The sequence below is a fragment of the Vogesella amnigena genome, from assembly GCF_042648905.1.
Classification (GTDB): Bacteria; Pseudomonadota; Gammaproteobacteria; order Burkholderiales; family Chromobacteriaceae; genus Vogesella; species Vogesella amnigena.
On the sequence record NZ_JBHRYH010000046.1, the window covers coordinates 1 to 17832 of the forward strand.

Sequence of the window (17832 nt, forward strand, 5' to 3'; positions counted from 1 at the left end):
CGTAGCGTGGCTTGAGCTGCGGTGTACGCCAGGCCGGCTGCCAGGTTTCGTGGTGTTTGAGCCCGTGCTTGAAGAGGCTCCAGAAGGAATAACGGTTTGCCATGGACGTGTCCGTGTTCAAGTGCCAGTGTGGGAACATTCTTGGCGACTTGGCCCGGTATCGATAGCTTGCAGCAGACGAGCACTTGTTGATTTACGACAAGGCGCAGTGACAGCGAGGCTGTCATGGGGGCGGGGTTCGCTCAGCTCCTGGCTGGCAGCAGTGGCGCCACCCACAGCCGCAACAGCAGCGCGGCGCTGGCGGCGCAGCCAGCGCCCACGGCAAAAGCGGCAAACGGCGACACATGCTGGTACAGCTCACCGAACAGCAGCGAAGCCGGCAGCAGGCAGATGCCGGCCACCAGGTTGAACCAGCCGAAGGCGGTGCCACGCTGCTGCGCAGGCGCAATATCGGCCAGCAACGCTTTTTCCACGCCCTCGGTGGCGGCCAGGAACAGGCCGTAGGCGACAATCAGCAGGTACAGCGGCCAGCCGCCGTGGGTGAGGCTGCCCAGCAGCAGGTAGATCAGCGCGTAGCTGCCGTAGCCGGCCAGCAGCAGGCGCATGCGGCCAACCTTGTCCGACAGCGCCGCCAGTGGCGTACCGAACAGCATGGCCACCGCCGACACCGCCGCCCACAGCAAGGGCACCTCGGCCTGCGGCACACCCAGCTCGCTGGCGCGCAGCAGCAGGAACATATTGGATGAATTGCCCAGCGTGAACAGCGCCAGCACCAGCAGGTAGCGCCGCATCACCAGCGGCAGGCTGCACCAGCGCCAATCGAAGCCACCCGTGCGGGCAAGCGGCGCCTGTGGCGGCTCGCGCAGCAGCAGCGACAGCCCCAGACACAGCAGCGCCGGCACGATGGACCACTGGAACACCTGCCGCAGCGGCACGCCACCGGCCAGCAGCGCCGCCGCCAGCAAAGGGCCGACTACCGCACCGGCATTGTCCATCGCCCGGTGCAGGCCGAAGGCCAGCCCGCGTCGCGACGGTTCGACACTGGCCGCCAGCAGCGCATCGCGCGGCGAGCTGCGCAGGCCCTTGCCGATGCGGTCGGCAAAGCGGATGGCCAGCAACCACGGCCAGCTGGAAATGAAGGCGATCAGCGGGCGACCAAAACCGGCCAGCGCATAACCGCAAACGATCCACGGCTTGCTGCGGCCGTAGCGATCCAGCATCACCCCGGAAAACAGCTTGAGCAGGCTGGCGGTAGCTTCGGCAATGCCTTCGATCAGCCCCAGTACGCGTGGCCCGGCCATCAGCACCGAAGACAGGTACAGCGGCAGCAGCGGGTACAGCATGTCACTGGCACTGTCGTTGAGCAGGCTGATCAGCCCCAGCAGCCAGACAGTACGCGGCAGGCTGCGCAGCGCGGCCAGCATGTGGGCTTACTCCGGCCCTGCGCCGGGCTTGCGCGGCAACTCGCCCAATCGCAGCCCCTCCGGCACCGGTCGATGCTTGCCCTGCCCCAGCCGCTGTGCCTTGTAGATGCCGGAATGGCCGGAACACAGGTAGCTCACCACGCAGGCCAGCGCGGCGTAGATGCCGATATCACTGCCGAACAGCTCCATCGCCATCAGCGTGGAGGCTAGCGGGGTGTTGGCCGCACCGGCGAATACCGCCACGAAGCCGACGCCAGCCAGCAGCGGCAGCGGCAACTGCAGCAGCGGTGCCAGTGCATTGCCAAGCGTGGCGCCAATGTAGAACAGCGGCGTCACCTCGCCGCCCTTGAAGCCACTACCCAGCGACAACACCGTCAGCGCCAGCTTGGCAGCAAAATCGTAAGGCGCCAGCGGCTGCTGGAACGCCTCGACCATGGTGGGAATACCCAAGCCCAGATAACGATCCAGTGGCAGTGCCCAGGCCAGCACCGCCAGCAGTAGGCCGCCGGCCAGCGGCCGCAGCGGCGCGTAGGCGATCCAGCGCTTCATCTGCGCCGACAGCGCATGGGTGGCATCGGCGAACAGCTTGCCGGCCAGGCCGAACACCGCGCCGGCCAGCAACATGGCGGCCAGCCCCCAGGCGCTAACCGCCGGGATATGCGGTACCAGATAGTGGCTGTGCTGCACGCCCCACAGCAGGCTGACCTGATCTGCCAGGATCGCCGCCAGCATGCACGGCAGAATCGCGTCGTAACGCAGGCGGCCGATGGCCAGCACCTCCAGCCCGAATACCGCGCCGGCCAGCGGCGTGCCGAAAACGGAGGCAAAGCCGGCGCTGATGCCGGCCATCAGGATGATGCGGCGATCCTCATGCTGCAGGCGGAACAGGCGGGTGAGCTGGTCGGCCAGCGCGCCCCCCATCTGCACCGCGGTGCCCTCGCGCCCTACCGAGGCGCCGAACAGGTGCGAGATCACCGTGCCTCCCAGCACCAGCGGTGCCATGCGCAGCGGAATCACCTTTTTCGGGTCGTGAATCTCGTCGATCAGCAGATTATTGCCGGCCTCCACCTGCTGGCCGTAGCGCAGGTACAGCCAGCCGACGGCAAAGCCGGCCAGCGGCAGCAGCCAGATCAGCCAGCGCGATGCCTCGCGGGTGGCGGTGGCCCACTCCAGGGAAAACAGGAACAGCGCCGAGGCGCTACCGGCCAGCGCCGCCACCGCGGCAGACAGCAGCAGCCACTTGCCGATATACGGTAGTAGCGGCACGGGTTCCGGATGGATCGGGTGAACGGGGTGCGTCATGTTCGGGTGTTGCCAGCGGATTTTATCGATGCGGCAGTGTAGCCCAGCCGCATGGCAAGCGACCACTCTGCCCGGCTGTCATTGCCGGCCGGCCGCCAATGCGGCCAACGTTGCCGGATCGTTGGCATTGGCAAACGCCGCCGCGTCAGCAAACGGCACTTCCACCACCCGCTGCGTGGCCAACCAGCCGCGAATGCTGCGCTGGCCGCCAGCCAGATACGGCGCCACGCTGGCCAGCACGTCCACCTTGAGCAGCAGGCAGGCCGGCTGCGGGCCCTGCGGCGTTACTGGCAGAGCGATGTCGGCGCCGCTGACTGCCAACGCCGCCACCAGTGTGGCAGATAAATCCAGCGGCAAATCCGGCGTATCGCACGGCGCCAGCTGCAGCAGCGTGATATGTGGAGGCAGCTGCTCTGCCGTCGTGGCCAGTGCAGCCAGCGGGCCCATGCCCTGCCAGGCGGCGGCATCGGTCCACAGCGGCAGGCCGAAGCGGCGGTAGTCGTCCAGGCTGCGGTTGGCGCTGATTGCCAGCCAGCCCAGCTGCGGCGCCAGTCGCGCCAGCACGTGTGCGGCCAACGGTTGGCCACATAACGGCAACATACCCTTGTCCTGCCCGCCCATGCGGCGGCCCTCGCCGCCGGCCAGCAGCAAACCGCCCAGTTCTTGCGGCCCGTTCAATTTCATCATGTTGCCTCCTGTGGCCAGGCCAGCTCACGCCGGCTGTCGAATACCCGCTCGCTGCCATCAATGGGGTCGGTAAAGGCAATGCGCCGCGCCAGCAGCGCCAGCGGGCGGCTGAAATCATCCGTCGCCTTGTCGTTATGGAATACCGGATACCACGGGTCGTTGGCGATGGCGATGCCCAGCGCCGCCAGGTGCGCGCGCAGCTGGTGCTTCTTGCCGCTGCCCGGTGTCAGCCGGTACTGCGCCCAGTCGCCGTGCCGCTGCAGCAGCTCGATCAGTGTGTCGCTATTCGGCTCGCCGGCCACCTCGCGCATCACGAAGCCGCCCGGAAGCTCCTCCAGCCGGCTGCGATGCTGTAGCGGCAGCGCGAGGTCGGTGCGATACGGTGCAATCGCCTCGTAGCACTTGTATACCGCCCGCGCCTCGAACAGCCGCTGGTAGGCGCCGCGCGCCGCCGGCTCCAGGCAGAACAGCATCACGCCGGCGGTTTCGCGATCCAGGCGGTGGATGGGCGAGGCGTCGGCCAGCGCCGGGTCGCGCCGCAAGCGGGTAAGCACGGTTTCGTGCAGGTGGCGGCCACCGGGCACGCAGGCGAGGAAATGCGGCTTGTCCACCACCAGCAGCCTGTCATCGCGGTAGAGGATGTCGATATCGAACGGCACCGGCGACTCCGCTGCCACGCTGCGGAAGTACCACAGCCGCTGGCCCGGCCGGAACGGCGCATCAGCCGGCAGTGGCTGGCCGGCGTCATCCCACAGCTCGCCTGCGGCCAACCTTTGCTGCCAGCTGTCCGCCACGTGGGTAAAACGCTGCGTGAGGTAGGCCAACAGGCTGGGCCATGCCTCGTGCGGCAGCACCACGCAGCTGGCATGTACACCGTCGCGCGGCGGTAAAGGGCAGGATCGAACTGACACGCATACTCCATCGGGTTCCCGCACAGCGGGCGCAAGGCGGCCATTTTAGCGGATAATGCCGGCTTACTCTTTTTGCCGGATGGCCGCCATGAAACATACCCCGCTCAGCGAACAGGATTACCAGCGCCTGGAAACCATCCTGCAGCGCTTTGCTGCCCAGGGCGCAATGAACCTGGAGCAGCTGGACGGCTTTCTGGCCGCACTGCTGGCCGGCCCCGAGTCGCTGCCGCCGCAGGACTGCCTGCCGCTGATTCTGGGCGAGGCCTTCGACGACGACGACGCCTTCCACAACCCCAAGGAGCTGGAACGCTTCGCGCGGCTGGTCAGCGGCCACTGGCACGACATAGCCCATGCGCTGCAGCACGACGACTTTGCCCCGTGGCTGACCGCCGATGCCAACGGCGAAGTGCACGGCCACGACTGGGCGGAAGGTTTCTACCAGGGCATGCAGCTGATGGCCGAAGACTGGCAGCTGCTGTTCGACGATGCCGACAACGCCCCGGCGCTGGCGCCGATTCTGGCACTGGCCTTCGAACGCCACCCGGACCCGGAAATGCGCCCCTTCATCGACGGCGCCAGCCGCGAGCAGAAAGACGCCTGGCTGGGCGAAATCGGCAGCGCGGTACCGGCCATTCACCGCTTCTTCGCCGACATCCGCGCCCGCATCGCCGCCGAGATCGAAGCAGACGAAGCCTGAGCCCTCTGCTCTACCTCTGCACAAGGACCCGCCATGAGTGACGTTGCCGCCTTCTGGAACCAGCGCTTTATCAAGCCGGAATACGCCTACGGCGATGCGCCGAATGATTTTCTGCGCGAACAGGCCGGCCTGCTCGCCCCCGCCAGCCGGGTGCTGAGCCTGGGCGAGGGCGAAGGCCGCAATGCGGTGTACCTGGCTGGTCTCGGTCACCAGCTCACTGCGGTGGATGCGGCATGGAGCGGGCTCGCCAAGCTGTTACAGCGCGCCGACGCCGCCGGGCTGTCGGTCACCGCCACCCTTGCCGACCTGGAGCAATACGAGCTGGGCGAGGCGCAGTGGGATGCCATCGTGTCGGTGTTCTGCCACCTGCCCACCGCGCTGCGCCAGCGCGTGCTGGCCGGCGTGGTGCGCGCGCTGAAGCCGGGCGGGCTGCTGATCATGGAAGGCTACACCCCGCGCCAGATGGCCTTTGGCACCGGCGGGCCGAAGGAAGTGGACATGCTGCTGGAGCCGGCCATGGTGCAACAGGAGCTCGCCGGACTGCAGCTGCTGCGCTGCGAGGAAATCGAGCGCGAGGTGCTGGAAGGCAGCTTTCACACCGGGCGCTCGGCGGTGCTACAGGTGCTTGGCCGCAAGCCGGGCTGATCACCTCCACATGCCGGCCCGGTGGCGGGGCCGGCTGGCTTGGCGACAAAAACGCCACACTCCCTCACGCCGTAACGCACGGCGTTCTTGCCTTGTTATTTGAATTCGTACAGAATCAAATCAACAGGAGGACGCCACATGACCCAAGGTGGAAAACGCGAAGGCGCCGGCCGCAAGTCCCGCTTCGGCGGTGACAAGACCGTCGCCATGCGGGTGCCGGAGCCGCTGAAACCGGTGCTGGAAAGCTGGCTGGATGAATACCGCATCCTGCGCGGGCTGCGCAACAACGCTGCCGGCGATATCGCCCTGCTGGGCGAAGCGCTGCAGAACCTGTCGCTGCCGCTGTTCGCCAGCCGCGTGCCGGCCGGCTCGCCGGTACCGGGCGATGATCTGAAAGAAGCCGACATCGACCTGAACGAGCACTTGGTGCGCAAGCCGGCCTCCACCTTCCTGGTAACAGTCAAGGGCGATTCGATGATCAACGCCGGCATCCACGACGGCGACCTGCTGGTGGTGGACCGCTCACTGGAGCCGCGCAACGGCAAGGTGGTGGTGGCAGTGATCAACGACGAACTGACGGTGAAGCGGCTGGAACGCTCCGCCGGCCGCATCCGCCTGTTGCCGGAAAACCCGGATTTCAAGCCGATCGAAGTACCGGAAGGCGCCAGCTTCTTTATCTGGGGTGTCGTGACCAACGTGATCCACGCCGTGGATTGATGGCAAGGAGTCAAACATGAGCAAGCAAGACAACGCAGCGATCAAGATGATGTTCCGTGACTGGAAACGCCTGCCGCGCGCTTTCCGCAACGTGGTGGAAGGCCAGCCGCAGGTGCTGCTCACCCGCCCCGGCCGCAGCTACTTCGTACCGGTGGAATTCGTAGGCTGAGCTGCCTTCTGCGGCCAACCTGCCCTACAGTGCCGTAGGTTGGGTTGAGCACAGCGAAGCCCAACGCTTACCGCGCACCATCGAGACAGTTTTGGCTCGACGGAGTTGCCTCGGTAAGCGTTGGACTTCATTTCATTCAACCCAACCTACGTGACTACTCCCTGCGGCCAACCTTGCCGCATGCCCCACCCCACACGGCCACCCTGCAGGTGGCCGTTGTCCTTGCTGCATCCTCCGTGCCTGGGGCTGTCCTCCTGAAGCTATCCTATAGTGAAGTCCCGGCACCCGGCGCGGCAGCCACGCCGCACGGAGCCTGGTAATGATTTCGCTTCCAGCGAAGCGTTTGGCGGACTTCCGGCCATCCAGCGGCATACCGCTACCCACCTGGCCGGGTGCAGCACATCATGCTTGCCTACCTGTTTCGTCCGCCCATGGCCGCTGCCACAAGGGATTCCTCTGGAGGATGCAATCATGTCAACAATGCTGGAAAAGAAGGCCCTAAGCGAGCCGGATGAGTTCCGCCCGTTTCAGGACGGCAAAGGCAGACTGGCGGTGGTTACCGTTGGCGATGTCACCATGGGGCGCGGCGAGTTCGAGCCGGGCTGGCGCTGGAGCGAGCACGTCAAGCCCATCGTCGGTACCGACTGCTGCCAGGCGGCCCACACCGGCGTAGTGCTGGAAGGCCGCATCGTGGTGAAAATGAACGATGGCTCGGAAATGGAATATGGTCCGGGCGATGCGTTCTACATGCCGCCAGGCCACGATGCCTGGGTTGTTGGCGACCGGCGCTGCGTGCTGATCGACTTCACCGGGGTGGCCAAATACGCCAAGCCACACTGACACACCCACCGGGCGTGCGGCCAACGCTGGCACCGCCACGCCCCGGCGCGTTCAGACAAAAACATCCACAAATTGCCCCACACCGCCGGCACTGCCCGCTGCCTGCGGCTGAGTGGCTCCGCTCGCCGTGGCGTTGGAGTTGACCAGGCTGGCTGGGCTGGCGCCAGCGCCTGACGCAGCGCCGGTGCTGTCCGCCGTACCCTGCTGCGTGGCACCAGTGGTCTGCACCACTTGGTCCAGCCGGCTGGACAGCTGTTGCAGGCTACTGTCCCGCGCCTGCGCCGCCGCCACACCCAGCCGGGTCTGACTGGCTGCCTGCCGGCTGCGGCTGGCCTGCTGCGACAGCTCGTCGGCCTCGGCCTGCTTGCGGTCGGCGTCCTGCTGCGCCACCCTGGCCTGGGCTTGCAGATCTTGCGCCGACAGCTCCAGCTGGCGGGCATTACGCTTTGCCTGCTGCAACTGCTGCTGGCCGCCGTACTGCACACCCCCGGCACCGCCAGCCACGGAATTGATGCTGCCCATGACAGCCCCCCCCCGTTGATTCACCACCCGGTGTGAAAGTATAGAACACGATATGCGGCGCAGCCGGCAGCGGCGTCGCTGGGTGTGTTCACGATCTGGCGAGCCAGAGTAAGACAAGGTGCACTCACCGCCTAACATTTCACGACGCGCAGCAGATGGTGAACAGGCTGTCAGTGCCTTGCCGGCCGCTTGTCCTGGTACATGCGGCTGTCGGCAAACTTCAGCAGCGCGCCGGCATCGCCGCCATCCTGCGGGAAGCTGGCCACGCCGATGCTGGCTGACACCCGGTATTGATGCCGGCCATCGCGCACCGGGCGCTCGATCTGGGCCAGCACCTGTTGCTGCAGCAATGCCAGGTCGCGCCCCGGCGCCAGCCCCGGCAACAGCAAGACGAATTCATCGCCGCCCACACGCGCCACGGTATCGGTGGCGCGCAGCATGCGCTGCAGGCGGTTGGCAATCGCCATCAGCACCTTGTCGCCGGCATCGTGGCCGTGGTGATCGTTTACCTGCTTGAAACGGTCCAGATCGATGAACAGCAGGCTGAACTGCTGCTGCAACCGCTCGCTGCGGCGAATTTCCTGCTCCAGCCGGTCAAACAGCAGCACGCGGTTGACGCAGCCGGTAAGCCCATCGTGCGAGGCCTGGTACAGGATCAGCTGCTGCGCTTCCTTGGCCTCGGTCACATCCATCAGCACGCCGAACAGCAGCGGCCCCTCGCTGCGCTCCACCAGCTGCGCGCGCAGTGCCAGCCAGCTGACGCGCTCATCCTGTTGCCGCAGACGCACCTCCTGCTGCAACTCGCCGCTTTCATACAGGCAAGCGGCAAATGCCTTGCGCCAGTGCTGGCGGTCTTCCACCACCATGCGCCGCTCCACTTCGCTGAGCGGCAGGTGCTGGCGCGGCAGTGCCAGCAGCGCACAGGCCTCGGCGGAAAGCGTTACCCAGCCGGTTTGCGGCGCATAGCTCCAGTGCCCCAGGCGGGCCACCTGCCCGGCCAGCCGCAGCCAGTCCAGCTGCTCCTCCAGGATGCGATAGGACAGCGACAGCTCGTCTGCGGCCAGCTTGCGCTCCAGCCCCACCGCCACCCAGCGCGCCAGGTGGCGCACGAACTGGGCATCGGCCTCGGTAAACGGTGCGTGCGGCGTCTGGCCCCAGAACGCCAGCGTGCCAAAACGCTGGCCATCCACCTCCAGCGGCATGCCGATATAGCTGCGGATGCCGGTCTGCCGGTAGCAGGCACTGTCGGCCAGCACGCTGTCCAGGATGTCGTGCACCGCTTGCAGGCTGTTGCTGCGCAGCGTGTGTTCGCAGTACACCAACTCCAGCGGCAACATGGCGCCGTGGCGGTAGTCCTGCGGTGCGCTGTGCGCTACCACCTCCAGCGCATCGCCACAGTAGCGCGCCACCATGCCGGCCTGCAGCTCCAGCGCCTGCGCGGCGTATTGCAGTGCCAGTTCCAGCCGGCGGATGCGGTTCTTTTCCGCCAGGCTGGACAGCTCGGACAGCACCGACAGGTAACGCTCGCGCTGCCGCCGTTCGTGCTCCTGCTGCAGCACCGGCGCCAGATCCACCAACCGGCACAGTTGCAGCCCGCCCTGCGCCGGCTGCAACTGTGCTCCCAGCGTCAACTCGCCAAGCTGCAATTGCTGCAGCTCCAGCAGGCCGCATAGTTCGCGCGGCAAGGCACAGGGCTGCATTGCCGGCAACGGCTGACCCGGCAGCAAATCGCCACCCAAAAGCAAACTGGCCGGTGGGTTGCGATGGCGTATCACGCCATGCGCATCCAGCACCAGCCAGCATTGTTCGATATGAGCCAGGCCTGCAATCAAGCCATCGTCCACATGAAACCGCATAGCTATTGCCGCAAAAAATTTGGCCTCATCCTACGCAGGCGAAAGCGGCAAAACAATGCCTGATTCATATCAAATCGATAAATTTCAATACGACTGTGGCAAAGATGCCCGCCACAATATCGTCCAGCATCACTCCGAAACCGCCATGTACATGGCGATCCAGCCAGCGTATCGGCCACGGCTTGACGATATCGAACACGCGAAACGCCACAAAGGCCGCCAGCCAGGCCAGCGGCGTGGCCGGCACAAAGGCCAGCACCAGCAGCATGGCCACGATTTCATCCCACACGATATGGCCGCTATCGGCCACTCCCAGCGCGCGGCCGGTGCGGTCGCACACCCACACCCCCAGCAGGAACAGCGGCAGCGTGAGCCAGGCCAGCACAGCCCCGCTGATGCCCAGCTGCAGTAGCAACCAGGCCAGCGGTAGCGCCGCCAGCGTGCCCCAGGTGCCGGGCGCAGGCGTGATCAGGCCGCTACCGAAACCCAGCGCCAGAAAATGCGCCGGGCTGGTCAGCAGAAAGCGTCGATCCGGCTTAGGCAAAGTGGTCATAGCCCAGCCTTTCCAGTTGCACTTCCGCACCATCGGCAGCCAGCAGGCGCAGGCCGGGAACGGTGCTGATGCGGCCAACCCTGCTCACCGCCACGCCGGCATGCGCGGCGGCAGCTTCTACTTTGGCCGCGCACTCCGGCGGTGCGGTAAAGCACAGCTCGTAATCGTCACCGCCGGCGGCAATGCACGGCAGCAGCTGCGCCCGCCACGGCTGCAGCGCCGGGTGGGTGGGCAGCGCATCCAGCCATACCTCGGCGCCGCAGTGCGAGCGCTGCAGGATATGCGACAGGTCGGCGGCAAAACCGTCGGAGACATCCAGCGCGGCGTGGGCAATGCCCAGCAATTGCTGGCCGAGTGCCACGCGCGGCTGCGGGCGCTCCAGCTGCTGCAGGCATGCAGCCGGCAGCGCGATGCCTGGCAGCTTGCCCAGCCGCTGCTGCAGCGCGGCAGCCGCCAGCCCCAGCTGGCCGGACACCCAGATATCGTCGCCGGGGCGCGCACCGTCACGCCGCAGCGCCTGCCCCTGCGGTGCCTCGCCCATGATGGTGACCGACAGCGTCAGCGGGCCGCGGGTGGTGTCACCACCCACCACACTGACGCCATGCGCCGCCGCCAGGCCGAAAAAGCCGCGCGCGAATGCCGCCACCCAGGCTTCGTCCAGCTGCGGCAGCGCCAGGGTAAGCAGCGCCCAGCGCGGCACGGCGCCCATGGCGGCCATGTCGGACAGGTTCACCGCCAGCGTCTTGTGCCCCAGCGCTTCCGGATCGACATCGGCAAAGAAGTGGCGGCCGGACACCAGCATGTCGGCAGAGACATGCAGATCATGGCCGGGTGTTGGCCGCAGGATGGCGGCATCGTCACCCACTCCCAGTACCGCGCCACTGGCGGCGTGGGTGAAGTAGCGGCGGATCAGATCAAATTCGTTCATGATTTACCAGGAGCATGCCCACACTACCCTGCGCTTAGGCGAGCGAGTGGAAACGCCCTACGAAAAACACCCGCCGTGGCGGGTGTTGTCAGCAACTAAATGCGATGGCTCAGGCGCCCTGGCGGCGGGTGCGGATCGCCTGCACTTCATCGGCGCGCACTTCTGCGGCCAGCTTGTCCAGTACGCCGTTGACGAACTTGTGGCCGTCGGTGCCGCCGAAAGTCTTGGCGATTTCGATGGCCTCATTGATGATTACCGGGCACGGCGTTTGCGGATGGGCAGTCAATTCGAAGGCCGCCATCAGCATGATGGCACGCTCCACCGGGCTTACCTCAGCGGCATCGCGGTCGTAGAACGGTACCAGCAGCCGGGACAGATGAGAGGCATCGTTCAGCACGCCGAACAGGATCTCGCGAAACAGTGCTTCGTCGGCTTTCGGGAAGTAGTCGTTCTCGCGCAGGTGTTTTTCAATCAGCGAAGCCGGGCGGTCGGCATTCAGTTGCCATTCGTAGATGCCCTGAACGGCATATTCACGGGCACGGCGACGGGCAGTTTTCATTACGGCTATTCCTTCGGTAAAGAGCGGGCGCGGCAGATCAGCCGCGCAGGGCTTTGTGCAGATGGACCATCTCTACCGCCACCTGCGCTGCCTCGCGACCTTTTACCGACATGCGCACTTCGGCTTGCTCGTCGTTTTCGGTGGTGAGGATGGCGTTGGCGATAGGGATGTCGAAATCCAGGCCGACGCGGGTAACGCCAGCGCCGGATTCGTTGGATACCAGTTCAAAGTGATAGGTCTCGCCACGGATCACCGCGCCCAGTGCGATCAGTGCATCGAAGGCACGGGACTTGGCCATGGTCTGCAGCACCAGCGGGGCTTCCAGCGCGCCCGGCACGGTGGCCAGGGTGATGTCGCCGGCATCCACGCCAAGCTTTACCAGTTCGGCCAGGCAGGCATCACGCAGGCCGTGGCAAACGGTGTCGTTGAAGCGGCCCATGACCACGCCGATTTTCAGACCCTTGCCGTTGAGGTTGGGAACGATAGTATTGACCTGATCCAGCATGCGGCAGCTCCTTGCAGCAAAAACCAATCACAAAAGGCGCGTATTCTAATCCAAATCGATGTGTACGTGTTCCGGCTGTGCAAAGCCGGTCACTTCCAGGCCGAAACCGGTCATCGACGGCAGGTTCACCGGCGAGGCCATCAGCTTCATCTTGCCCACCCCCAGCGCACGCAGCATCTGCGCGCCAATACCGAAAGTCTTGCTGTCCCAGCGCTGGCGTACCGCAGCATCCTGCTTTTCCGGCAGTGCGCGCGCCAACAGGTCAGTGCCGGATTCCGGGCGATGCAGCAGGATCACCACGCCACAGCCCTGTTCGGCGATTTCCTCCAGGGCATGCGGCACGGTCCAGCTGTGCTTGCCCCCCATCGGATCCAGCAGGTCCATTACCGACAGCGGTTCATGCACGCGCACCAGGGTGTCGCGCTCGGCATCGGGTTGGCCGCATACCAGCGCCAGGTGGGTGGCCTTGGTCAGCACATCCTGGAACACATGCAGCGCAAAGGTGCCGAACGGGGTTTCCAGCTGGCGCTGCCCTACCTGCTCCACAAAACACTCGGTACGGCTGCGGTGATGGATCAGGTCGGCAATGGTGCCCACCTTCAGTCCGTGCTGCTGGGCAAACTCCAGCAGTTCCGGCAGACGCGCCATGGTGCCGTCGTCGTTCATGATTTCGCAGATCACCGACGCCGGCTCCAGCCCGGCAAGGCGGGACAGATCACAGCCAGCCTCGGTATGGCCGGCGCGTACCAGCACGCCGCCCTTCTGTGCCTTGAGCGGGAATACATGGCCCGGCTGCACAATGTCGGTTGGCCGCGCATCTCGCGCTACCGCTACCAGCGTGGTATGGGCGCGGTCGGCAGCGGAAATGCCGGTGGTCACACCCTCGGCCGCCTCGATGGATACCGTGAAGTTGGTGCCGAAGCTGGTGCCGTTGTTGGTGGCCATCATCGGCAGGTTGAGCTGCTTGCAGCGCTCTTCGGTCAGCGTGAGACAAATCAGGCCTCGGCCGTACTTGGCCATGAAGTTGATGGCTTCCGGTGTCACGTGCTCGGCAGCCATCACCAGGTCGCCTTCGTTTTCACGGTCCTCGGCGTCCATCAGTACCACCATTTTGCCCGCCTTGATGTCGGCAATGATGTCCTGGATCGGGGAGATAGTCATGTTGTTGTCCTCTGTAGCCTCTGGCTGCCCTGCAACACGCTGCACCAGCCGGTACAGTGCTGCGGCAGCAGCGCGTGCATGTTCGATTTCCAGACGGGTAAACGTCACCATGCCCTCTTCGATGTAGCAGTGCGAGCGACTGCCGGCATGGTGTTGAAAAATGCTTCTGACCGCATGCACATCCAGGTCGAACAGCGCCTGGTCACGCAAGGGATTATAGGTAATGGCGTCCCAGCATACGTCGGCATGACCCATGCCGGTAATGCGTACCACCACGCAGGGCTGCTGCAGCTCGCGGCAGCGTTGCTGCCAGGCGTTTTCCTGTGCCAGTCCACGTGGAGAATTGGGGATTTCCGCAAACAGCATCTTGCCTTACTGCCCCGCCCTGGCTGCCAGTACCCGTTCCACGGTATCGACGATGGCCTGGGTCTGCGGGTCGATCTCGATATTCACGCGGTCGCCTACCTGGCGCACTCCCATCAGGGTGCGCTGCAGGGTTTCCGGAATCAGGTGCACGCAGAAGCGGTCGCCCTGCACGTCGCCAATGGTAAGACTGCAGCCATCGATGCCGATATAGCCCTTCTTCAGCACATACTTGGCCAGCTCCATCGGCAGGCGGAACCACACGGTGCGGTTGTCCGGGGAAATGATCACCTCGGTCACCTCGCCGGTACACATGATGTGGCCGGACATGGCATGGCCGCCGATATCGTCGCCAAAGCGCGCGGCGCGCTCCACGTTGACCATGCTGCCCACCTGCAGCTCGCCCAGATTGGTGAGCCGCAGCGTTTCCGCCATCAGGTCGAAGCTCACCTGCTCGCCGTCGATGCGGGTCACCGTCAGGCAGCAGCCGTTGTGCGCTACCGAAGCGCCAATCTGCAAGCCGGGCAGCAGTTCGGCCGGCAAGGCTACCCGATGGGTGCGGAACCCCGGCCTTTCCTCGATGGCCACCACTGGCGCCATTCCCTGCACGATACCGGTGAACATTGGCTATCTCTCCGTTGCGGCAAAGCAGCAATTGTAGCGCGCCGAGCGACAAAAGCCGACCCTGACGGCATCAAGGTTGGCCGCAGCAGCGACACACTGGCATGTTGCCGTCGGCGCCAGCCTGCATCCCCCTCTACGCCAGTGGCAAACTCAAGTACAATCCGCTGTTTTTCCCGAATTTCCCAACCGACCCGAGCCATGTCCGCCGAATTGACCCGCATTGCCGCCGAAGTTGCGCGCCGCCGCACCTTCGCCATCATCTCCCACCCCGACGCCGGCAAGACCACGCTGACCGAAAAACTGCTGCTGTTCTCCGGCGCCATCCAGATGGCCGGCACGGTGAAGGGCAAGAAAGGCGGCAAGTTCGCCACCTCCGACTGGATGGAGATCGAAAAGCAGCGCGGCATCTCGGTGGCCTCGTCGGTAATGCAGTTCGACTACCGCGACCACACCGTCAACCTGCTGGACACCCCGGGCCACCAGGACTTCTCCGAGGACACCTACCGCGTACTGACCGCGGTGGATAGCGCGCTGATGGTGATCGACGCCGCCAAGGGCGTGGAGGAGCAGACCATCAAGCTGCTCAATGTCTGCCGCCTGCGCAACACGCCCATCGTCACCTTCATGAACAAGTACGACCGTGAAGTGCGCGACAGCCTGGAGCTGCTGGACGAGGTGGAAAGCATTCTGAAGATCCGCTGCGCGCCGATTACCTGGCCGATCGGCATGGGCAAATCGTTCCGCGGCGTGTACAGCCTGCTGTCTGATGAAGTGATCCTGTTCGAAGCCGGCAGCGAGAAGCTGATCACCGATATCGAAGTGATCAAGGGCATCGACAACCCGCGCCTGGACGAGCTGTTCCCGCTGGAAATGGAACAGCTGCGCATGGAAATCGAACTGGTGAAAGGCGCCTCCAACGACTGGAGCCTGGACGAGTTCCTGGCCGGCGAGCTGACCCCGGTATTCTTCGGCTCCGCCATCAACAACTTCGGCGTGCGCGAGATTCTGGATGCGCTGATCAACTGGGCGCCGGCTCCACAGCTGCGCGATGCCACCACCCGCATCGTGGACCCGACCGAAGAAAAATTCTCCGGCTTCGTGTTCAAGATCCAGGCAAACATGGACCCGAAACACCGCGACCGCATCGCCTTCCTGCGCGTGTGCTCCGGCCAGTTCGAGCGCGGCATGAAGATGAAGCACCTGCGCCTGAACCGTGACATTGCCGCCTCCAGCGTGGTGACTTTCATGTCGCACGACCGCGAGATCGTGGAAGAAGCGTTTGCCGGCGACATCATCGGCATCCCAAACCACGGCAATATCCAGATCGGCGACAGCTTCAGTTCCGGCGAGGAGCTGGTATTTACCGGCATTCCGTTCTTTGCGCCGGAACTGTTCCGCAGCGTGCGCATCAAGAACCCGCTGAAGCTCAAGCAGCTGCAGAAAGGCCTGCAACAGCTGGGCGAAGAAGGCGCGGTGCAGGTGTTCAAGCCGCACAGCGGCGGCGACCTGATTCTGGGCGCGGTGGGCGTACTGCAATTCGAAGTGGTGGCCTCGCGCCTGGCCGCGGAGTACGGCGTGGATGCGGTATTCGAATCCTGCAATATCTGGTCGGCACGCTGGTTCAGCTGCGACGACCGCAAGAAGCTGTCCGAGTTTACCGACGCGCTGGTGATGAACATCGCCACCGACGCCGGCGGCAACCTGGCCTACCTGGCGCCCAACCGCGTCAACCTGGCGCTGACCCAGGAGCGCTGGCCGGACATCGTGTTCCACGAAACCCGCGAGCACGCGGTAAAACTCAACGACTGAGCCGGAACCGCCCATGCCCGCCTGGCTAGCCACCCTGCTGCACGACTACGGCACCGACCTGGCCCGCACCGGGGTGCTGCTGCTGGTATTGCTGCTGTTGCATGGCAGCATTGCCCGCACCATTGCGGCCAACCCGCAGGTGCCGGTGGAAACCCGCCGCCGCTGGATGGTGAACGTGCGCAACGCCATGATCATCATCTGGCTGGCCGGGCTGGTGGTGATCTGGGCGCGCGAGCTGCAGACCATCGCACTGTCGATGGTGGCCTTCGCCGCCGCGCTGGTGGTGGCCACCAAGGAGTTGCTGATGTGCCTGGGCGGCGGGCTGGTGCGCTCGCTGGGTAACAGCTACCAGCTGGGCGACATCATCGAGATCGGCACCCTGCGCGGCCGGGTGATGGACATCACCATGCTGTCCACCACCGTGCTGGAGATCGGCCCGCGCCACGATGCACACCAGATCACCGGCCGCATGCTGAGCTTTCCCAACAGCATGCTGCTCACCCAGCCGGTGGCGCGCGAGAACTTCACCGGCGACTACGTGATGCACATCCTCACCGTGCCACTGCCCTACAGCGTGAAGCCATCCAGGGCCGAGCGCGTGCTGCAGCAGATTGCCGACGAAACCTGCGCCCCCTACCTGGAAGACGCCCGCAATCACATGGCAATGCTGGAAAGCAAGCTGCTGCTGGACACCCCTTCGGTGGCGCCGCGCATCTCGCTGCAACCGGCCAGCGAAAAGGAATACCGCATCATCCTGCGCTACGCGGTACCGCCACGCGAGCGTCAGCGCGTGGAGCAGGCCATTCTGCGCCGCTTCATGTTCACCTGTTTCCCGGAGGGCGACAGCCCGCCGGCACACCATGCCGACACGCCATGACCACGTCCAGACCACGGATCAAGACCTACGACCGCATCGTTGAACAAAGCCTGGCGCTGTTCAACGAACATGGCGAGCGCAACATCACCACCAACCACATCGCCTCGCACCTGGGCATCAGCCCGGGCAACCTGTATTACCACTTCCGCAACAAGGAAGAGATCGTCTACCAGATCTTCCTGCGCTACCACCGCTTCATTACCGAGCGTCTGGCGGTACCACAGGATCGCAGCATGAACGTGGGCGACCTGGTGAACTACCTGGACACCGCCTTCGAGGCGATGTGGCGCTTCCGCTTCATGTTCTACGACCTGCCAGGGCTGATGGCACGCAACCCGCAGCTGCAGGCCGACTACCACCAGTTCGTCAACAGCGAGCTGCAAACCATCCTGGAAAGCCATTTCCGCGAATTCATTCGTCTTGGCCTGCTGAAAATGGAGCTGGAAGACATTGCCCCGGTATCGGTCAACATCTGGCTGGTGGTGAAATTCTGGTTCGCCTTCGAACAGACTGCCCGCCCCAAGGCGCCGATTACCGAAGCCTCCGGCCACCGCGGCGTGCGCCAGGTGCTGGCCCTGCTCAAGCCCTACGTCACCCCGGAATTCCTGCCCGCCTTCAACGCGCTGCAACACCGCCACGCGGCGGAATAAGGCCTGCGGGCAACACTGGCCGCAGGCCTTATT

General features: G+C 64.8%; 20 protein-coding genes. 8 read left to right on the plus strand and 12 right to left on the minus strand.

All coding sequences use genetic code 11. The features are described 5' to 3' along the window. Positions 1 to 242 precede the first annotated feature (242 nt). The 4 genes from ACFOKJ_RS15680 to ACFOKJ_RS15695 form a co-directional block, all read right to left on the minus strand. Complete coding sequence (locus ACFOKJ_RS15680) at positions 243 to 1424, minus strand: MFS transporter (RefSeq protein WP_390281327.1); 1182 nt, start codon at positions 1422 to 1424, stop codon at positions 243 to 245. Between the two features lie 6 nt (positions 1425 to 1430). Next, positions 1431 to 2726, minus strand: a complete 1296-nt coding sequence (locus ACFOKJ_RS15685) for a voltage-gated chloride channel family protein (RefSeq protein ID WP_390281329.1) — start codon at positions 2724 to 2726, stop codon at positions 1431 to 1433. Positions 2727 to 2804: 78 nt separating this feature from the next. Continuing rightward, the gene (gene mobA, locus ACFOKJ_RS15690) at positions 2805 to 3413 is read right to left on the minus strand and encodes a molybdenum cofactor guanylyltransferase MobA (protein WP_390281331.1); all 609 of its coding nucleotides are present in this window, start codon (positions 3411 to 3413) and stop codon (positions 2805 to 2807) included. Next, positions 3410 to 4324 (minus strand): pseudouridine synthase, encoded by a 915-nt coding sequence (locus ACFOKJ_RS15695; protein ID WP_390281333.1) that lies wholly within the window; start codon positions 4322 to 4324, stop codon positions 3410 to 3412. Before ACFOKJ_RS15695 ends, mobA begins: the two co-directional genes overlap by 4 nt. Before the next feature lie 88 nt (positions 4325 to 4412). Here ACFOKJ_RS15695 and ACFOKJ_RS15700 point away from each other — a divergent pair, with 88 nt between their 5' ends. From ACFOKJ_RS15700 to ACFOKJ_RS15720, 5 genes are all read left to right on the plus strand, one after another. Continuing rightward, a complete protein-coding gene (locus ACFOKJ_RS15700) occupies positions 4413 to 5021 on the plus strand; it encodes a YecA/YgfB family protein (protein ID WP_390281336.1) in 609 nt (202 codons plus the stop codon). Between the two features lie 33 nt (positions 5022 to 5054). Next, positions 5055 to 5666, plus strand: coding sequence for an SAM-dependent methyltransferase (locus tag ACFOKJ_RS15705; RefSeq protein ID WP_390281338.1), 612 nt, complete (start codon positions 5055 to 5057; stop codon positions 5664 to 5666). Positions 5667 to 5804: 138 nt separating this feature from the next. Continuing rightward, positions 5805 to 6383, plus strand: a complete 579-nt coding sequence (locus tag ACFOKJ_RS15710) for a LexA family protein (RefSeq protein ID WP_390281341.1) — start codon at positions 5805 to 5807, stop codon at positions 6381 to 6383. A gap of 16 nt (positions 6384 to 6399) precedes the next feature. Next, complete coding sequence (locus ACFOKJ_RS15715; RefSeq protein ID WP_390281344.1) at positions 6400 to 6552, plus strand: hypothetical protein; 153 nt, start codon at positions 6400 to 6402, stop codon at positions 6550 to 6552. A gap of 471 nt (positions 6553 to 7023) precedes the next feature. Continuing rightward, positions 7024 to 7392, plus strand: a complete 369-nt coding sequence (locus ACFOKJ_RS15720; RefSeq protein WP_390281346.1) for a cupin domain-containing protein — start codon at positions 7024 to 7026, stop codon at positions 7390 to 7392. 51 nt (positions 7393 to 7443) lie between these two features. On the opposite strand, the gene ACFOKJ_RS15725 is transcribed toward ACFOKJ_RS15720, so the two are convergent. The 8 genes from ACFOKJ_RS15725 to ACFOKJ_RS15760 form a co-directional block, all read right to left on the minus strand. Then, positions 7444 to 7914, minus strand: coding sequence for a hypothetical protein (locus ACFOKJ_RS15725; RefSeq protein ID WP_390281348.1), 471 nt, complete (start codon positions 7912 to 7914; stop codon positions 7444 to 7446). A 170-nt stretch (positions 7915 to 8084) separates the two neighbouring features. Then, the gene (locus ACFOKJ_RS15730; RefSeq protein ID WP_390281350.1) at positions 8085 to 9770 is read right to left on the minus strand and encodes a diguanylate cyclase domain-containing protein; all 1686 of its coding nucleotides are present in this window, start codon (positions 9768 to 9770) and stop codon (positions 8085 to 8087) included. Between the two features lie 64 nt (positions 9771 to 9834). Then, positions 9835 to 10323: a phosphatidylglycerophosphatase A family protein gene (locus ACFOKJ_RS15735; RefSeq protein ID WP_390281352.1), complete on the minus strand. Its 489-nt coding sequence runs from the start codon at positions 10321 to 10323 to the stop codon at positions 9835 to 9837. Then, positions 10307 to 11251 carry a thiamine-phosphate kinase gene (gene thiL / locus ACFOKJ_RS15740; RefSeq protein WP_390281355.1) on the minus strand — a complete coding sequence of 315 codons (945 nt, stop codon included), beginning with the start codon at positions 11249 to 11251 and terminating at the stop codon, positions 10307 to 10309. The genes ACFOKJ_RS15735 and thiL overlap by 17 nt, the downstream gene beginning before the upstream one ends. 109 nt (positions 11252 to 11360) lie before the next feature. Next, entirely contained in the window at positions 11361 to 11810 is a 450-nt protein-coding gene (gene nusB, locus ACFOKJ_RS15745; protein WP_390281357.1) for a transcription antitermination factor NusB, read from the minus strand. Positions 11811 to 11847: 37 nt separating this feature from the next. Further along, complete coding sequence (ribH, locus tag ACFOKJ_RS15750) at positions 11848 to 12315, minus strand: 6,7-dimethyl-8-ribityllumazine synthase (RefSeq protein WP_390281359.1); 468 nt, start codon at positions 12313 to 12315, stop codon at positions 11848 to 11850. A 45-nt stretch (positions 12316 to 12360) separates the two neighbouring features. Next, positions 12361 to 13476 carry a bifunctional 3,4-dihydroxy-2-butanone-4-phosphate synthase/GTP cyclohydrolase II gene (ribBA, locus tag ACFOKJ_RS15755; protein WP_390281871.1) on the minus strand — a complete coding sequence of 372 codons (1116 nt, stop codon included), beginning with the start codon at positions 13474 to 13476 and terminating at the stop codon, positions 12361 to 12363. A gap of 372 nt (positions 13477 to 13848) precedes the next feature. After that, on the minus strand, positions 13849 to 14463 hold the full coding sequence (locus ACFOKJ_RS15760; RefSeq protein ID WP_390281362.1) for a riboflavin synthase subunit alpha: 615 nt from the start codon (positions 14461 to 14463) through the stop codon (positions 13849 to 13851). 198 nt (positions 14464 to 14661) lie between these two features. Here ACFOKJ_RS15760 and ACFOKJ_RS15765 point away from each other — a divergent pair, with 198 nt between their 5' ends. Genes ACFOKJ_RS15765 through ACFOKJ_RS15775 form a run of 3 tightly spaced genes read left to right on the plus strand, consistent with a single transcriptional unit; the run spans position 14662 to position 17799 of the window. After that, positions 14662 to 16272: a peptide chain release factor 3 gene (locus ACFOKJ_RS15765; RefSeq protein ID WP_390281364.1), complete on the plus strand. Its 1611-nt coding sequence runs from the start codon at positions 14662 to 14664 to the stop codon at positions 16270 to 16272. Between the two features lie 13 nt (positions 16273 to 16285). Next, entirely contained in the window at positions 16286 to 17149 is an 864-nt protein-coding gene (locus ACFOKJ_RS15770; protein ID WP_390281367.1) for a mechanosensitive ion channel family protein, read from the plus strand. Then, positions 17146 to 17799: a TetR/AcrR family transcriptional regulator gene (locus ACFOKJ_RS15775; protein WP_390281369.1), complete on the plus strand. Its 654-nt coding sequence runs from the start codon at positions 17146 to 17148 to the stop codon at positions 17797 to 17799. Before ACFOKJ_RS15770 ends, ACFOKJ_RS15775 begins: the two co-directional genes overlap by 4 nt. Positions 17800 to 17832: the final 33 nt, after the last annotated feature.

Bases quoted from the DNA above. Each gene is read 5' to 3' on its own strand.
- ACFOKJ_RS15680 (WP_390281327.1), bottom strand. From the start codon at position 1,424: ATGCTGGCCGCGCTGCGCAGCCTGCCGCGTACTGTCTGGCTGCTGGGG.
- ACFOKJ_RS15685 (WP_390281329.1), bottom strand. From the start codon at position 2,726: ATGACGCACCCCGTTCACCCGATCCATCCGGAACCCGTGCCGCTACTA.
- mobA (WP_390281331.1), bottom strand. From the start codon at position 3,413: ATGATGAAATTGAACGGGCCGCAAGAACTGGGCGGTTTGCTGCTGGCC.
- ACFOKJ_RS15700 (WP_390281336.1), top strand. From the start codon at position 4,413: ATGAAACATACCCCGCTCAGCGAACAGGATTACCAGCGCCTGGAAACC.
- ACFOKJ_RS15705 (WP_390281338.1), top strand. From the start codon at position 5,055: ATGAGTGACGTTGCCGCCTTCTGGAACCAGCGCTTTATCAAGCCGGAA.
- ACFOKJ_RS15710 (WP_390281341.1), top strand. From the start codon at position 5,805: ATGACCCAAGGTGGAAAACGCGAAGGCGCCGGCCGCAAGTCCCGCTTC.
- ACFOKJ_RS15715 (WP_390281344.1), top strand. From the start codon at position 6,400: ATGAGCAAGCAAGACAACGCAGCGATCAAGATGATGTTCCGTGACTGG.
- ACFOKJ_RS15720 (WP_390281346.1), top strand. From the start codon at position 7,024: ATGTCAACAATGCTGGAAAAGAAGGCCCTAAGCGAGCCGGATGAGTTC.
- ACFOKJ_RS15725 (WP_390281348.1), bottom strand. From the start codon at position 7,914: ATGGGCAGCATCAATTCCGTGGCTGGCGGTGCCGGGGGTGTGCAGTAC.
- ACFOKJ_RS15730 (WP_390281350.1), bottom strand. From the start codon at position 9,770: ATGCGGTTTCATGTGGACGATGGCTTGATTGCAGGCCTGGCTCATATC.
- ACFOKJ_RS15735 (WP_390281352.1), bottom strand. From the start codon at position 10,323: ATGACCACTTTGCCTAAGCCGGATCGACGCTTTCTGCTGACCAGCCCG.
- thiL (WP_390281355.1), bottom strand. From the start codon at position 11,251: ATGAACGAATTTGATCTGATCCGCCGCTACTTCACCCACGCCGCCAGT.
- nusB (WP_390281357.1), bottom strand. From the start codon at position 11,810: ATGAAAACTGCCCGTCGCCGTGCCCGTGAATATGCCGTTCAGGGCATC.
- ribH (WP_390281359.1), bottom strand. From the start codon at position 12,315: ATGCTGGATCAGGTCAATACTATCGTTCCCAACCTCAACGGCAAGGGT.
- ribBA (WP_390281871.1), bottom strand. From the start codon at position 13,476: ATGACTATCTCCCCGATCCAGGACATCATTGCCGACATCAAGGCGGGC.
- ACFOKJ_RS15760 (WP_390281362.1), bottom strand. From the start codon at position 14,463: ATGTTCACCGGTATCGTGCAGGGAATGGCGCCAGTGGTGGCCATCGAG.
- ACFOKJ_RS15765 (WP_390281364.1), top strand. From the start codon at position 14,662: ATGTCCGCCGAATTGACCCGCATTGCCGCCGAAGTTGCGCGCCGCCGC.
- ACFOKJ_RS15770 (WP_390281367.1), top strand. From the start codon at position 16,286: ATGCCCGCCTGGCTAGCCACCCTGCTGCACGACTACGGCACCGACCTG.
- ACFOKJ_RS15775 (WP_390281369.1), top strand. From the start codon at position 17,146: ATGACCACGTCCAGACCACGGATCAAGACCTACGACCGCATCGTTGAA.